Source organism: Desulfotomaculum copahuensis (assembly GCF_001655685.1).
Classification (GTDB): Bacteria; Bacillota; Desulfotomaculia; order Desulfotomaculales; family Desulfovirgulaceae; genus Desulfotomaculum_G; species Desulfotomaculum_G copahuensis.
Genome location: NZ_LYVF01000040.1, coordinates 28725 through 44143 on the forward strand (window position 1 = coordinate 28725; position 15419 = coordinate 44143).

Genomic DNA, 15419 nt, shown 5'->3' on the forward strand with positions numbered 1-15419 from the left:
CGGAACCGTTCCCGGGATTAAACGGTTCCAAGAACATATATACTGAACCCAACACGCCTGCCGGGCCGCCGTTTACCCGCGCCGCCGGGTTCAAATGGGGTGTATTTTGTGTTAAAATGGAACCGGGGATGAAAACAGGTAACGGCTGGAAATAATACATAGCAACCTATGATTGGAATCCATGCTGCGTCAAGGTCGCTTTCAGTGTCATAAGTGACAGCAATGGGTAATGCACCCCTATATATATTATGGCGAAAAGCGGCTTGACGTTGCCGTATCCATGCTTGCGCGTAGCGCAGTTATATATCGCCTGAAAAGGCATCAACTTTCAAGGGAACAAAAAGGAGCTAATGGTTATGCTGGACCTGAAATTTGTACGCAACAATCCGGATGTGGTTAAAGAAGCGCTGGTCAAGCGCAATGCCAATATCAGCCTGGAACCGTTTTTACAACTGGATGAAGAACGGCGGCAGAAACTGGTTGCCGTCGAGCAGCTCAAAAACAAGCGCAATGTTGTTTCCGCGGAAATCGCCCGTTTGAAAAAGGATGGTCATGAGGCCGGGGAAATGGTGCTGGAGATGCGCCGGGTGGGCGAGCAGATTAAAGAACTGGATGATCAGATCCGGGACCTGGATGAAAAGATTCAGCTCACCCTGCTGTCCATCCCCAATGTGCCCCACGCCAGCGTGCCGGCGGGCCGGGACGAAGCCGACAATGTCGAAATCCGGCGCTGGGGTGAACAGCCGCAGTTTGATTTCACCCCCCGGCCGCACTGGGAATTGGGGGAGTCCCTGGACATCATCGATTTTGAGCGGGGGTCCAAGGTTTCCGGCGCCCGCTTCACCTTTTACAAGGGGGCGGGGGCAAGGCTGGAACGGGCCGTGATCAACTTCATGCTCGACCTGCACACCAAAGAACACGGCTACGTGGAAATATTCCCGCCCTTCATGGTCAACAGCGACAGCATGATCGGCACCGGGCAGCTGCCCAAGTTTGCCGAGGACATGTTTAAGGTGGCTGGTACGGACTACTATCTGATTCCGACGGCGGAAGTGCCGGTGACCAACCTGTACCGGGGGGAAATTCTGGATGGTGACCGCCTGCCCGTTTACCATTGCGCGTACAGCGCCTGCTTCCGCGCCGAGGCCGGGGCTGCCGGCCGGGACACGCGTGGATTGATCCGCCAGCATCAGTTCAACAAAGTGGAACTGGTCAAATTCACCCGGCCGGAAGATTCCTATGCCGAACTGGAAAAGCTGACCGCCAACGCCGAGCGGGTGCTGCAACTGCTCAACCTGCCCTACCGGGTGGTCTGCCTGTCCACCGGCGACCTGGGCTTTTCCTCGGCCAAAACCTACGACCTGGAGGTATGGCTGCCCAGCTACAATCAATACCGGGAAATATCCTCCTGCAGCAATTTCGAGGACTTCCAGGCCCGGCGGGCGAACATCCGCTTCAAGGACGGGAAGGGCAAGCCCCGGTTCGTCCACACCCTGAACGGCTCCGGCCTGGCCGTGGGGCGCACGGTGGCCGCCATTCTGGAAAACTGCCAGCAGGCCGACGGCAGCGTGCTCATCCCGGAAAAACTGGTTCCCTTCATGGGCGGGCTGACCAGAATCGGGCCGCCGGAGAAGTAGACAGGTATACGCGTAAACCCATGAATGATTAAGTACCGCGACCGCAATAACACTTCCCCCCGGCCGGCTGATTGCGCCGCCGGGCTCGTTTTTCTTCCTGTTGACAGTGTTTTTCCCGCGTGTTATACTATGATATGCCACTCGGGGATAGCATGGAGGGGTGTCCGAGCGGTTTAAGGAGGCGGTCTTGAAAACCGTTGAACCATCACTGGTTCCGTGGGTTCGAATCCCACTCCCTCCGCCAGGTGAATAATTTTAGATGGAGAGCTGGCCGAGTAGGCTGAAGGCGCTCGCCTGCTAAGCGAGTAGACGGTTCTAAAGCTGTCTCGAGGGTTCGAATCCCTCGCTCTCCGCCATTTTGGAGCGGTGTATCAAACGCACCGCTCCCGCCATTTCCCGGCGGTTTGGCAAAAGCAGATTTTTTCCCTCTCAATTCACGGCCTTGTATGTGGTAAAAGAAAACACCTTGACTTTCACCGCCGGTTTTGTTAGAATTAACTTTGCCAGCCGGCAAGGCTGCCGTTTAAATGTGCCTGTAGCTCAATTGGATAGAGCGTCTGACTACGGATCAGAAGGTTGGGGGTTCGAGTCCCTTCAGGCACACCAGCTGTATTCCACTGCCCACCGGTTAGGTGGGCAGACCTGCATCCGGGACGTTTAACAGACAAAATCAACCGCGATCAACCACGCGCCCGTAGCTCAGGCGGATAGAGCAGCGGTTTCCTAAACCGCGTGCCGGGGGTTCGAGTCCCTCCGGGCGCACCATGAAAGCCTGACCCCGCAAGGTTTGCGGGGTTTCGTTTTCAGAAAGGCCATTTGGGGAGTAGTTTGGCTGCAAAGACACTAAAGTGTTGCTGCGGCAAACAACGTAAGAAGTACTTGTCACCCACTCATAATTATGCTATGTTTAATGTATAAATTATGAGAGCGGGAGGGTTTTTCATGCCGCAAATCCGTCCTGTTTCGGATTTAAGAAATAACGCCAATGAGATTTCCGAGTTTTGTCACCGGGAAGGGGAGCCGGTATTCATAACCAGGAATGGCGTAGGTGATATGGTGGTGATGAGTATAGAGGCCTATGAGCGGCAACAGGCGCTCATAGAGCTTTATGGCAAGCTGTCGGAGGCTGAAGCGGAGATTGCCGGCGGCATTGCCGGAAAAGATTTTTTCGAGTTTGCCAAAAAGCTGCGGTCGAATGTCCATGGAAAAGTATAAACTGCTGATTTTTCCCTCGGCACAGCAGGATTTAAAAGATATTGTGGATTATGTCAATGCTCTCTCGGCGGATGCCGCGCTTAAACTGTATGATCAAATTGTGGACGGCATCGGTTCACTGGGGCGGATGCCTTTGCGCTGTCCGTTACTTAAAAGTAATGTGTTGCGGGCAAAGGGTTATCGCGTTCTGGTGGTGCAAAACTACCTTGTTTTTTACGTCGTAAAAGGTTCGACAGTGGAAATACGGCGTATCCTGCATGGCCGGAGGCGATATGAGTTTCTGCTGTAGCACGTGAAAGACGGACCGGGCCGGACAGGGGTTATGACCCTGCCGGAATGATAATACCTGGACAAATTACCTGCTTTTATTTATACTGGATATAGATTGTGATTTGTTGATCAATTCAAAAGGGAGGCGGAGGTATTTTGAACGACATGCGCAGACCAAGGGTGATTGCATTCGGATTTTCAAATCGCGGCGAATTCCCCGTGCCCGGTGTGGAAATTGGTTTTGCGGTAAACGGTATTTACCACAGCATCAGGATCAGCGACATGTTTGCACAAATTTCCCGGCTTGATCCGGTGACCATTGCCCCGCGGAAAATAAAAGAGGTGCTGTTTGCCGAACCAAACCGGGATCCGTCCGAACCGATTGACGTTTTCACAGATCAATTGACGCAAATAGATTTCTGGCCATTGGTGTCCGAGGGGGAACTGCAGATCTGGCAGCAAAAAAAAGAGCTTGCTTTGTATCACGACGCCGGTTCTATGCGTAGGGTGATGCTCAAAGTTTTATTTGAAGAAAACCGTAAATCACCGGAGACTGAAATCAGCTTCCGGGATCTGGCGGCACTGATGAAAACAACCATGGAACTGCTGGCGCCGGAAGTGCATGCAATGGACAAGGATGGACTGATCAGGCGTTCCGGCGACCCAAATATTGTTCAACCGTCCGACTGGCTGTTGTTGACCGAACAGGGCGTACAGGAACTGGAACAGCATAAAAGTATAAAGCTTTCCGAATCATATCAATTGTTGACTTATTAGTCAAAAAGTTTGTTGTATTGCGGGCAAAGGCAAACCGTGTTTTGGTGGTACAAAACCACCTTTTTTTATGCCGCAAAGGTTTTCGCGGTGGTAATACGGCATGGAGGGGGAAGGTATGAAGTTCTCGCCACAGCCCCGGTCACTGGATCGCAGGCTTTCAAAGTGCGCCGCCGCCCGGGTTTGCCGGAAGGCGGCGGCCTGCCACGCCCCATGGCCGGGCGGATAGGACACGCACCGGCACCAGGGAACCCCGCAATTCCGGAGCGATGGCCGGAAAGCGTACCTTGACATAGTGTTCGGAATGGCCTTCCCCGGCTCCGTCCGCCACTTTTTCCACCAGCACCTGCACTTTTTTGCCGGTCAATCCCCGGTAAAATTCCAGGGATAATTCTTCGCCCAGCGCCCGCAACTCCTGCACCCTTTTCTTTTTCACATCCGGGGCGACCTGTCCGGGAAAAGAGGCGGCCGTCGTTCCCGGCCGGGGCGAGTAGGGGAAAACGTGCAGGTGGCTGAAGGCCAGCTGCCGGACCAGGAACATGGTTTGCTGATGATCTTCAGCGGTTTCGCCGGGGAAGCCGGCAATCAGATCCGTCCATACGGCCAGGCCGGGGATCAGCTTGCGCGCCGCTTCCACCAAACGGGCATAATCATCCGCCGTATACCGGCGCCCCATTTTCTCCAGCACCCGGTTGGAGCCGCTTTGCAGCGGCAGGTAGAGAAAAGGGCAGACTTTTGTTGATGTGGCGATGGCCTCCAACAGCTCATAAGTTAAATCCATCGGTTCCACATAATCCAGACGGAGACGGAAATCACCGGGCAATGCGCCGGCCTCCCGGATGAGCCGGGCCAGGTTCCACCCGGAAATATCTTTGCCGTAGGTGCCCAGGTGGGTGCCGGCCAGAATGATCTCCCGGTTGCCCTTTTCCGCCAGGTGACGCACCCGGGCCAGCACTCCGGCCGGTTCCAGGCTGCGGGGCAGGCCGCGGGCCAGCCGCACTACGCAGTAAGTGCAGGACTCGTCGCAGCCCTCCTGGATTTTGATCACCGGCCGGGTGCGTCCGTACCGGCTGGGCTGGGGCAGTTCCTCGAAGGCTTCCCCCGGCCGGTGTGCGGTAACCAGCAGCCGTTCCGTGTTTTCACCGGCCAGGCGCCGGGAAATTAACTCCGGCAGGCGCGACCGGCCCGTGGTGCCGGTGAGCATGTCCACCCCGGACAGCCGGGCGGCTATGTCCCGCCCGTACACCTGCGGGTAACATCCGGTCAGCACCACCAGCGCCCCCGGATTCTCCCTTTTGGCTTTGGCGGCCAGGCGTCGCGCCTCGGCGGCCGCCGCCCCGGTGACCGCACAGCTGTTGATGATGTAAATGTCCGCCGTGTCTTTGGTTTCCTTGAAACCGGCCGCCGTCATGACTTCGGCCAGTGCCCGCCCCTCGTGCTGGTTGACCGGGCAGCCCAGGGTCTTGATTTGAAAAGTGTAAGGCAAAAAGATTCCCCTCCGGAAAAGCGCCAGGCGCTATTGCCTTTGATTATACCACGTGCCGGCGCCGGATCCCAACTGCGAAACAGCAGTCGCCGGCGGGAGCGGCATGGAAGGCGATCCGGAGGTGGCGTGCCGTGTCAGGCATGATTCTCTGATCGCTTCGCCGCAGGCGGCGTAGGAGTCCATCCCGTAAAAGCTTTTTTGACTGGCAGGCCTGACGGCGTGCCTGTTGATCTGCTGTTGAACCGGTTCGTCATCCCGGATTGGCCGTATTTACGACCCGGTCCCGGCTGTCATGCCGGCGCCCGGCGCGGGGCGAACGGTTTTCCGGGTGACGGCGGCGCGCAGCCGTTCCCCCGCTTGCCGGATTTCACCGGTGGCTGGCAGGCCGTCCAGGATCTTTTCCAAATAGCCGCGGCGGTTGATTTCGGCCAGCGTCCAGGGAAAATTGATGTCATAAACCCAGGAAAGCATTAAAAGCTTCCGGTCGTTGTAATTTTTCATATCGTCGTACCGGCAGAGCCGTCCCTGCAGCAGGTTGTGAATTAACACCGGCGAATAACCCGGGGTGTTCGGCAGTGCGGAGTTGAGCGCCCGGTTTGGCTTTTGATTTTCCCGGGCCAGGGATTCCGTGAATAGATACAGGATATCCAGTTTGTCCGCATCCCGGATCAAGCGGGCGAATAAGCTTTGGCGCTCCGGCAGGGGGTGCGGCAACTCGCGCCGGTTATGATACTCAACCGCTTTGGTGATTAGATTTTCTTCTTCCGCCGGGAGGCCGGACAGCGCGCCGGTCCCGGCCAGTTCGCGTATGCCCAGCAGGGCGTGGTTTTCCGAGCGCCGGTCGTTAAAAGTACGGTAGGTGGCGTATTGTTTGAAACGCCCCACGTCATGAAGCAGGGCGACCGCTTCGGCCAGGTTGAGGTCCGCCGCTTCGAGGTGCAGGGAATTTCCGAGCAGGCGCATTTCTTCGCATACCCGCCCGGTGTGTGCTTCCTTCAGGTGGATGCCGTCCTGCACGGCCGGGTCGTCGCTGTAAAAAACGCGCACGTACCGGATGAACCACTCTTTCAAGGCTTGCAGTTGCGCCGGTTGCAAAATAAAAACCCCTTTCCCGGTTGTGGTGCGAACGTCCGCCGGATTGCCGGCTGAAACGGGAGAATGCCGCCGCGGACGGTGATCATGACAACATCCCGCCGTGGTTTCACCGGACTGGACGCTGCTGCTGAAAAAGATGGAGTGCTTACCGGTTATTATAGTACCATAACAAAGTTAAAAAAACATTTAAGTTACGTGCTTTATCCGGCGGTAATGTATGCACAGCGCCCCGGCACCGGCAGGGCCGGGGCCGCAACGGGTTTTGATGCGTCAGCACGCCACAAAAAAGCACGGGGTTCTAAACAGCTAAATAAACCATAGAAATATATGACCTCTTATGATACAACATTTCCATGAGGCTAAGTGAATTGGCGAAGATAAACGGAATTACATAAGGAACGGTTTGAAGTGTCAATGAAAGAGCGTTTCATTTGAGTAAGAAATTGTCACTCTCTGAGCGGGGCAGCGGCCTTGACAGCTGCCCCGCATGTGGTAAAACCGTAATAACCGCGGGGTTGCCAGAAGCGGGCGGTTTATGATAAACTATAAAAGATCGGCAATGGCGGGGGAGGAATGGCCACGGAGCATCATCGCTACATGCGGGAAGCTTTGACCGAAGCTCAAAAGGCTTATGACCGGGGCGAAGTACCGATTGGTGCGGTGGTGGTTTTGGACGGTGAAATTATCGGCCGCGGACACAACCTGCGCGAAACCCTGGTGGACAGCACCGCCCACGCGGAAATCCTCGCCCTGCGCGAAGCGGCCCGCCATGTGGGCGACTGGCGCCTGACGGGGACCACCCTGTACAGCACGATTGAACCCTGTCCGATGTGCGCCGGCGCGCTGGTGCAGTTCCGGGTGGGGACGCTGGTGTACGGGGCGGCGGATCCCAAGGCCGGCGCGGTGGATTCAATCATGGACGTGGTGCGGGAACCGCGCTTCAACCACCGGGTGGCGGTGGTTTCCGGCGTGCTGGCGGATGAGTGTGCCGGCATCATCCGGCGCTTTTTCCGGGAACTGAGGCAGAAAAGTTAATCCGGCAGGGAAACAGCCACATGTGGAGAGATGGCCGAGTGGTTGAAGGCGCTCGACTCGAAATCGAGTGTGCTGTGTTGAGCAGTACCGTGGGTTCGAATCCCACTCTCTCCGCCAATCTGGATAAGCCAAGGGGGTTTCGCTGGTTTGGTGCGAAACCCCTTGTTTTTTCGGTCCGCCTTGAGGTGCAATCATACGGGAAGTCTAAAAAACAAACGCCCGCTCTTGCATCACCGGAAATAATGAAAACTGCGGGTCCGTACCTTGTTCCGGAGCGTCCGCGGGACGCGCACGCGGTTGAGTAGTATTGACCGCCGGCAAAAACGGGGATAATTTGATAATGGAGATAATACTTGCCAGTAACGGCCGTTACCGGCATAATATGTTTGAAACGATTTAATGAATCGCAAGGAGAGGAACCAGTGAAAAAGTTTAGTGATTTCAACTTGACCGAACCGGTCATGCAGGCGCTGCGCGATATGGGTTTTGAAGAGGTGACGCCGATTCAGGAGCGGGCTGTTCCCCTTGGCCTGCAAGGGCGGGATCTGATTGGCCAGGCGCATACCGGGACCGGTAAAACGGCGGCTTTCGGCATCCCGCTGGTTGAGCTGCTGGATGTTGAGCAGGGGCATATCCAGGGGGTTGTCCTGACCCCCACCCGTGAGCTTGCCGTCCAGGTGGCCGAGGAACTGAACCGGATCGGTCAGTACCGGGGTATCCATACACTGCCCATTTACGGCGGACAGGATATCAACCGCCAGATCCGGGCGCTCAGGAACAGGCCGCACATTATCGTGGGGACGCCGGGTCGTTTCATGGACCATATGCGCCGCAAGACAATCCGCACCGACCGGGTCGGGATGGTGGTTCTGGATGAAGCGGACGAGATGCTTAATATGGGTTTTATTGAAGATATCGAAACCATTTTGAAAGAGATCCCGGAAGAGCGTCAGACCATGCTTTTTTCCGCCACCATACCTGCTTCGATCCAGGCCCTGGCCCGGCGCTTCATGCGCGATCCGGAGGTGATCCGGGTCGTTTCCAGGCAGGTTACCGTGCCCAACATTGAGCAAAGTTACATTGAAGTCGAAGAAAAGCAAAAGTTTGATGTCCTCTGCCGCCTGATGGATGTTCAATCCCCCGAGCGGACCATTATTTTCGGCCGGACCAAGCGCCGGGTGGACGAACTTTTTGACGCGTTGAGCAAACGCGGCTATGCCGCCGAAGGAATTCACGGGGACATGCCCCAGTCCAGGCGGGACATGGTGATGCGGAAATTTAAAGAAGGCGCGGTTGAAGCGCTGGTGGCCACCGATGTCGCCGCCAGGGGGCTGGATATCACCGGGGTGACTCATATCTATAACTTTGACATCCCGCAGGATCCGGAGGGCTATGTCCACCGCGTCGGCCGGACCGGCCGCGCCGGCAATGCCGGCGTGGCGGTCACTTTTGTCACGCCGCGGGAGATTCATCATTTAAAGGTCATTGAACGCATGACCGGGGGGCGGATCGCAAGGAAACCGGCGCCGACAATAAAAGAAGCTTTTGAGGGACAACAGCGCCTGGCGGTGGATAAGCTGATGCTGGTCGTGGAAAAAGAAGACATCCGGAATTACCGGGAAATGGCCGAAGAACTGCTGGAGGAAATTGACCCGGTTACCCTGCTTTCAGCGGCGCTAAAGGTGTTGACCAGGGAATCAGTGCCGGTTCCGGTCGTATTGACCGAGGAAAGCCCGCTCCGGAGCAAAAAGAACAAGCATGCCGGCGCCGGGTACGGGGATCATGCCGGCAACCGGGGCGGGAAAAAACGGGCCGGCCGGAGCGGCGGGTTTAGAAAAAGCTCGTTTGACAAGCCGGTGCGGTAAGGAAAACCCGGCCGGCCCCCGCCACCGGTGGGTGCGGCAAACGGCGTCATAAGGCAGGCGGTCAATTTGCCGAACGGTGAATAAATCTTTCGGCAAAAACTTGCTTTTTCCCAGGGATGGGAGTATAATACCATCATTCGCCTCATCAGAGGTAATTTAGGAGGTAAAGTGTTTGAGAGGCAAGGTAAAATGGTTTAATGCGGACAAAGGGTTTGGTTTCATTGAAACCTCGGAAGGAAATGATGTTTTTGTGCATTTCTCTTCCATTCAATCCGACGGTTTTAAGACGTTGGACGAGGGTCAGGACGTCGAGTTTGACATTGTCGAGGGCAACCGTGGTCCGCAGGCGGCCAATGTGGTCAAATTATAACGTAAAAGATTTCTTTTATATATAATTTTGTACCGCAAAAAACAAAGACAGCCGGGTGTGCCGGTTGTCTTTGTTTTTTGCACTTATTCCCGCCGGGGCGGGCGCGGGCCGAAGAACTGGTAGTAGGTGCATTCAATCCGTCCGTTGTACAGCTTGCGCTTTTTATCGGCCGGCCGGCCGAATAATTTTTCAAAATTGTGATGGGCGGTCAGAACGTAGTAAGACCAGGTATCCAGGTTACGGAAAACATGGCCCATTTCCCGGTAAAGCCGCTCCACCGACTGCAGATCCGCCAGGCGCTGCCCGTAAGGCGGGTTGCAGATGATGCAGCCGTACTGGTGCTTTGTTTGCAGCGCAGCCACCGGCATCTGCTGCCAGTGGATATATTCCTCCACCCCGGCCTGGCGGGCGTGATAGCGGGCCAGGCCGAGCACCTCCGGATAAATATCCCCTTAAAAGAGACTTAATTTTATGAATTCTTAAGCAGGAGTTCACGAATAATTTGGCGAAAACCAGGATGCCCTTACATACCGGTTACCATGGGCGATGGAGGCGGTACGGGTACATGCGGCCGCCTTTGGCCAAGAAAGTGCTGTACAATTGCAGGGATTGGCTGCCTTGGCAGTGGAGGTGTGAAATCAATCGGCTTCGTATCGAGTTGTTTGGAGATGCCTCAATCCCTGGCACCCGTGTTGATCCGAAGGAGTGAAGATCACAATTGAATCACTGAAGAAATGATGAAATGTGTTTGTGGTATAATAAAGTACCATTTATCTGTGGAGGAGATTGCGCTGTGGCGAGTGCTGACCAGCTGAAGGCACTTATAAAATCGCATTTGGAAGGCGATGACCAGCGGTTCTTTTCGGTGGCCATGCAGGTAGCAGCCCATGAGGCAAAATTGGGCCATGGCAAACTTGCAGAGGAACTGCGTGCCTTGGTAGATGAAGCAAAGCGGCGGCGTTGTGCCGGGCAGCCAGTTCCTATAAGCCGTCCCCGGGGAGAGTTAGCCAACCTTCTGGCGGTTTCCTATCCCAAGGCGCATCTGGGTGAGATGATTTTGGGGGATAAACTTGCGCGGCAAATACAGCGCGTTATTCTTGAGCAGCGTCATGCCGCCCGCATTTTGGAGCACGGTCTTTCTCCACGGCGAAAGTTATTGCTGGTCGGCCCGCCGGGTACAGGTAAGACACTCACTGCATCGGTATTAGCTGGTGAGTTGGGCATTCCGCTATTCCAGATCCGTCTGGATGGTCTCATTACCAAGTATATGGGCGAAACCGCCGCCAAGCTACGGCAGGTCTTTGAAGCTACGGAGCACACCCGCGGCGTTTATTTCTTTGACGAGTTTGACGCCATTGGTTCCCAACGCGGGCTTGCCAATGACGTCGGTGAAATTCGGCGCGTTCTGAACAGCTTCCTGCAGATGATCGAGCAGGATCACTCCCACAGTCTCATCGTTGCCGCCACCAATCATGCTGAAATCCTGGATAAGGCTCTCTTTCGTCGTTTTGACGACGTTCTTTATTACGATCTGCCGGACGAGTTACAACTTAGCACACTTTTGAAATCCCGACTTTCAAGGTTCACTGACATGAACGTGTCCTGGAAACGGTTGGCTAAGGAGGCTGCCGGCTTGAACTACGCCGAGGTCACCCGGGCGGCTGACGAAGTGCTAAAGGCTGCATTGATTGACGAACGGGAGTGCCTAAAAGAGGCTGATATTCGTATCATGCTGGAGGAGCGCCAGGACGTAGCCCGGAAGTTGCAAGAAAACATCCAATAGGGTAGTGTGGTTATAAGATGGTGGATGATCGTGACGGGATGAAGCGGCATTTTATCCTTGAAGGGGTAACTACAACTGAACGGTTTCGCTCACCACGGCATGGCGGCAACCGCTCGCGCGTGCCGGAGCGGGATCGTCATATTCATGGAACGGCATTGCTCGGACAGGTCCAGGCCTTGCGGACAGAGATGACCGCGGCCTGTGAGGCTCAGGAACAAGCCGGGCTGGACGGCGGGTTCGGACTACAAGTAGAGTTCGGAAGCTTCCCGGATATCGAGATGGCTTTCGAAAGCCTGGCCCGGGAGCGTTCGGGCATCGAATTGTTGAATGTGCGCCATGAGGATCAACGCACTTTAGCGACCGTATTTGTACCGGATGGAAAATTAGAACATTTTGAAAGCATAATTCGTGACTATTTGGCTGAGAAGCTCGATCGGAGTGGACGCGCCCGGGATCATAAGAGGCTGATCAATGCTATTCAACAGATTCGTGCCGCCACCCTTCGAGCTCTCTGGACTGATGATCCCGCGGTTTTTCCGGTTTCAGATCAGGAATCGTTTTGGTGGGAAGTGTGGCTGCCGATCCGGGGTGATCGTGCGAACACCGTGACCACCTTCCGCAGATTGGCTGAGGCTCAGAATCTCCGCATGGCTACTGAAGAGCTGATTTTTCCCGAACGTACTGTGTTGCTTGTGTACGGCTCAGCTGGTCAGATGAGCCGCTCGATCATGGCGCTCAACAGCATTGCCGAACTCAGGCGGGCCAAGGAAACGGCGGAGTTCTTCGATGCCTTGTTACCGGAAGAACAGCCCGCATGGCTGGACGACCTTCTTAGAAATACCGGGTTTGCGGGACCGGATCAACCGGTTCCCCATGTGTGTCTACTGGATACCGGCGTCAACAACGGGCATCCCTTGATCGCGCCGGCACTTGCCGATCCTGATTTGCACACTGTGGAACCGGCATGGGGAACCGATGATACCGAAGGACACGGCACGGCCATGGCCGGTCTCGCCCTGGTCGGAGATTTAACCGAAGTGCTCGCTTCGACTCAACACGTGCAGATCGGCCATCGCCTGGAATCGGTGAAGTTACTGCCACACGATAGTGCCAATGGTGATGATGCAATACATCACGGTTATCTGACCACCGAAGCGGTCTCACGGCCTGAGATTACGGCTCCGGAGCGACGCCGGGTGTTCGGTATGGCGGTGACCGCCAGGGATAACCGGGATCGGGGTCGCCCTTCGGCGTGGTCCGCGGCAGTGGACCGGCTGGCGTCTGATGCGGACGGGGACGGAGCAAGACCAAGGCTTCTGGTTGTTTCAGCAGGCAACATCAATGACCCGAACGCTTGGATTGATTATCCCGACAGCAATACCACCGATGGCATACATGATCCTGGACAAGCCTGGAACGCCTTGACCGTCGGTGCCTATACCGATTTAACCCATATTTCCGAACCGGACGCCGGCAGCTATCAACCGGTTGCTCAAGCCGGTGGACTAAGTCCTTTCAGTACAACCTCCGCGACGTGGCAACCACACTGGCCCCTGAAGCCGGATGTGGTGTTCGAGGGGGGCAATGCTGCCAAAGATGCATATGGGGCAGTCTGGATGCCTAGCTTGAGCCTTCTGACGACCAACCACGAGCCAACTCGCCGATTGTTTACGATATCCAATGCCACCAGTGCGGCAACAGCGCTTGCCACCCGTATGGCGGCACAAGTGATGGCATTCTATCCAAATCTCTGGCCGGAGACAGTACGCGCCCTGATCGTTCATTCCGCAGAATGGACAGATCGTATGAAGAGGATGTTTTTACCGTTGCGTGTTCCAATCTCCAAGTCGGATTATGAACTTCTTGTTCGACACTGCGGTTTCGGAGTTCCGGATCTGAACCGTGCCCTGTGGAGTATTTCAAATTCGCTGACAATGGTCGTGGAAGAAAAACTGTATCCTTTTGGACGCGAAGGGGGCAATGAACCGACTCTCAGGGATATGAACCTGCACCGCTTACCCTGGCCGTTAGCCGAGCTCGAAGCACTTGGTGACACAGAAGTGGAGATGCGGGTCACGCTGTCCTATTTTATAGAACCAAACCCTTCGGAGCGGGGCGTCCGTTCCCGGTACCGTTATGAGTCGCATGGACTGCGTTTTGATGTGAAGCGCCCCTTGGAATCAGAAGGCGGTTTCCGCTCACGCGTCAATGCGGCGGCGCGCGATGAGGAAGAGGGGTCGAACGTTGGTGGTGATGACCCTGGTTGGTTAATCGGCACACAAAAGCGACATAAAGGATCATTGCATTCCGATATCTGGCTGGGAAGCGCGGTAGATCTTGCGAGTCGTGGAGTCCTGGCGGTCTATCCGGCACTGGGTTGGTGGAAAACGCGGCCGCGTCTTGAACGTTATGGAAGGGCCGCACGTTACGCACTTGTTGTCTCCATTCGCGCGCCCGAGGTTGATGTTGATCTTTATGCTGCAATTGCCAATCAATTAGTTGTGGAAGTGGAATCTTGATGGAACCCCTCATCGTTGCCGGTATCTCTACAGACGCTTTGCCATATTTATAAAAAAAGTTTTATCATACAGAACGGTAATCACTCCACCGGCGCAGGTGTTTTTGCCCCGGTGTCAATATCCCGCCGGGGCGGGCGGGGGCCGAAGAACTGGTAGTAAGTGCATTCAATCCGGCCGTTGTACAGCTTGCGCTTTTTATCGGCCGGCCGGCCGAATAATTTTTCAAAATTGTGATGGGCGGTTAATACATAGAAAGACCAGCTGTCCAGATTACGGAAAACATGGCCCATTTCCCGGTAAAGCCGCTCCACCGTCCGCAGATCCGCCAGGCGCTGCCCGTAAGGCGGGTTGCAGATGATGCAGCCGTACCGGTGTTTTGTTTGCAGCGCGGCCAGCGGCATCTGCTGCCAGTGGATATATTCCTCCACTCCGGCCTGGCGGGCGTGATAGCGGGCCAGGCCGAGCACCTCCGGATCCGCATCCGTGCCCTGGATCTGCAGGCCCGGCCGGGGGCGAATCAGCTCCGCCGCCTCCCGGCGCGCTTCCTGCCACAGGCGGGCGCCCACGCGCGGCCATCTTTCGGCGGCGAATGTGCGCTGCAGGCCCGGCGCCCGGTTGAGCGCGATTAACGCCGCCTCGATCGGGATGGTGCCCGAACCGCACAGGGGATCCACCAGCACCCGGTCCGGGCGCCAGAAGCTCAAATTGATCATGGCCGCAGCCAGGGTTTCCTTGAGCGGTGCGGCGCTGTTCAATTTGCGGTAGCCGCGCTTGTGCAGGCCCGCGCCGCTGGTATCGATGGTCAGTGTGGCCACGTCCTTGAGCAGGGCCACCTCGATAGTGTAGCGGGGACCGTTTTCGGCAAACCACTGCCGGCGGTAGCGGCTTTTCATGCTTTCCACCACCGCTTTTTTTACGATCGCCTGGCAGTCTGGGACACTGAACAGCTTGGAGCGGACCGATTTGCCTTCCACGGGAAAACTGGCGTCTTCCGGCAGCCAGTCCGGCCAGGGCAGTGCTTTCGTTTTTTCAAAAAGCTCATCGAAGGTGGTGGCCGGAAACTGCCCCATTTTGACCAGTACCCGGTCCGCGCTGCGCAGCCACAGGTTGGTCCGGCAAATGCCCGTCTCGTCGGCATTGAAGATCACCCGGCCGTTTTCCACCGTTGCCGGTTCATAGCCAAGTTCCCGGACCTCCCGTGCCACCACCGCCTCCAGTCCGAAAGTGGCGGTGGCGATCAGTTCAATTTCAGCCATTGCTCTCGACTCCGTCTGTTTGATAGGTCGCAACATATTGATTATCGCAGATATAACAGCCGTAATCAAGCCGGTGGCTGCAGTAACAGGTCCCGCCCGGCAAGGGAATTTCAG

At 55.9% G+C, this 15419-nt stretch carries 13 protein-coding genes and 5 tRNA genes; 14 read left to right on the top strand and 4 right to left on the bottom strand.

All coding sequences use genetic code 11. The features are described 5' to 3' along the window. The first annotated feature begins 356 nt into the window (after window positions 1–356). The 8 genes from serS to A6M21_RS02905 all read left to right on the top strand — a co-directional run bounded on the left by serS (window position 357) and on the right by A6M21_RS02905 (window position 3899). On the top strand, window positions 357–1637 hold the full coding sequence (gene serS, locus A6M21_RS02870; protein WP_066666396.1) for a serine--tRNA ligase: 1281 nt from the start codon (window positions 357–359) through the stop codon (window positions 1635–1637). A 154-nt stretch (window positions 1638–1791) separates the two neighbouring features. Then, a tRNA-Ser gene (locus A6M21_RS02875) sits at window positions 1792–1881 on the top strand. Between the two features lie 17 nt (window positions 1882–1898). Further along, window positions 1899–1993, top strand: a tRNA-Ser gene (locus A6M21_RS02880). Window positions 1994–2166: 173 nt separating this feature from the next. Beyond that, a tRNA-Arg gene (locus A6M21_RS02885) sits at window positions 2167–2243 on the top strand. Between the two features lie 82 nt (window positions 2244–2325). Next, a tRNA-Arg gene (locus A6M21_RS02890) sits at window positions 2326–2402 on the top strand. Window positions 2403–2579: 177 nt separating this feature from the next. Then, a complete protein-coding gene (locus A6M21_RS02895) occupies window positions 2580–2852 on the top strand; it encodes a type II toxin-antitoxin system Phd/YefM family antitoxin (RefSeq protein WP_066666397.1) in 273 nt (90 codons plus the stop codon). Then, a complete protein-coding gene (locus A6M21_RS02900) occupies window positions 2839–3141 on the top strand; it encodes a type II toxin-antitoxin system RelE/ParE family toxin (protein ID WP_066666398.1) in 303 nt (100 codons plus the stop codon). Before A6M21_RS02895 ends, A6M21_RS02900 begins: the two co-directional genes overlap by 14 nt. 146 nt (window positions 3142–3287) lie before the next feature. Further along, on the top strand, window positions 3288–3899 hold the full coding sequence (locus tag A6M21_RS02905) for a hypothetical protein (protein ID WP_161485984.1): 612 nt from the start codon (window positions 3288–3290) through the stop codon (window positions 3897–3899). Between the two features lie 157 nt (window positions 3900–4056). Here A6M21_RS02905 and mtaB read toward each other — a convergent pair whose 3' ends face one another. Both mtaB and A6M21_RS02915 read right to left on the bottom strand, forming a co-directional pair. Beyond that, window positions 4057–5382: a tRNA (N(6)-L-threonylcarbamoyladenosine(37)-C(2))-methylthiotransferase MtaB gene (gene mtaB, locus A6M21_RS02910; protein ID WP_066666400.1), complete on the bottom strand. Its 1326-nt coding sequence runs from the start codon at window positions 5380–5382 to the stop codon at window positions 4057–4059. A gap of 270 nt (window positions 5383–5652) precedes the next feature. Beyond that, complete coding sequence (locus A6M21_RS02915; RefSeq protein WP_066666401.1) at window positions 5653–6477, bottom strand: HD domain-containing protein; 825 nt, start codon at window positions 6475–6477, stop codon at window positions 5653–5655. 573 nt (window positions 6478–7050) lie between these two features. Between A6M21_RS02915 and tadA the strand changes: the two genes are divergently transcribed. From tadA to A6M21_RS02940, 4 genes are all read left to right on the top strand, one after another. Continuing rightward, on the top strand, window positions 7051–7512 hold the full coding sequence (gene tadA / locus A6M21_RS02925) for a tRNA adenosine(34) deaminase TadA (protein WP_151191776.1): 462 nt from the start codon (window positions 7051–7053) through the stop codon (window positions 7510–7512). Window positions 7513–7536: 24 nt separating this feature from the next. After that, a tRNA-Ser gene (locus A6M21_RS02930) sits at window positions 7537–7629 on the top strand. A gap of 305 nt (window positions 7630–7934) precedes the next feature. Further along, entirely contained in the window at window positions 7935–9377 is a 1443-nt protein-coding gene (gene cshA, locus A6M21_RS02935) for a degradosome RNA helicase CshA (RefSeq protein ID WP_201721821.1), read from the top strand. 172 nt (window positions 9378–9549) lie between these two features. Beyond that, on the top strand, window positions 9550–9747 hold the full coding sequence (locus tag A6M21_RS02940; protein WP_066666403.1) for a cold shock domain-containing protein: 198 nt from the start codon (window positions 9550–9552) through the stop codon (window positions 9745–9747). 83 nt (window positions 9748–9830) lie between these two features. On the opposite strand, the gene A6M21_RS02945 is transcribed toward A6M21_RS02940, so the two are convergent. After that, complete coding sequence (locus A6M21_RS02945) at window positions 9831–10193, bottom strand: hypothetical protein (protein ID WP_078060347.1); 363 nt, start codon at window positions 10191–10193, stop codon at window positions 9831–9833. A gap of 347 nt (window positions 10194–10540) precedes the next feature. Between A6M21_RS02945 and A6M21_RS02950 the strand changes: the two genes are divergently transcribed. Together A6M21_RS02950 and A6M21_RS02955 are read left to right on the top strand one after the other, a co-directional pair. After that, window positions 10541–11530 carry an AAA family ATPase gene (locus A6M21_RS02950; protein WP_066666405.1) on the top strand — a complete coding sequence of 330 codons (990 nt, stop codon included), beginning with the start codon at window positions 10541–10543 and terminating at the stop codon, window positions 11528–11530. 17 nt (window positions 11531–11547) lie between these two features. Then, a complete protein-coding gene (locus A6M21_RS02955; protein WP_066666406.1) occupies window positions 11548–14049 on the top strand; it encodes a S8 family peptidase in 2502 nt (833 codons plus the stop codon). Between the two features lie 80 nt (window positions 14050–14129). On the opposite strand, the gene A6M21_RS02960 is transcribed toward A6M21_RS02955, so the two are convergent. Further along, on the bottom strand, window positions 14130–15305 hold the full coding sequence (locus tag A6M21_RS02960; protein WP_066666407.1) for a THUMP domain-containing class I SAM-dependent RNA methyltransferase: 1176 nt from the start codon (window positions 15303–15305) through the stop codon (window positions 14130–14132). Window positions 15306–15419: the final 114 nt, after the last annotated feature.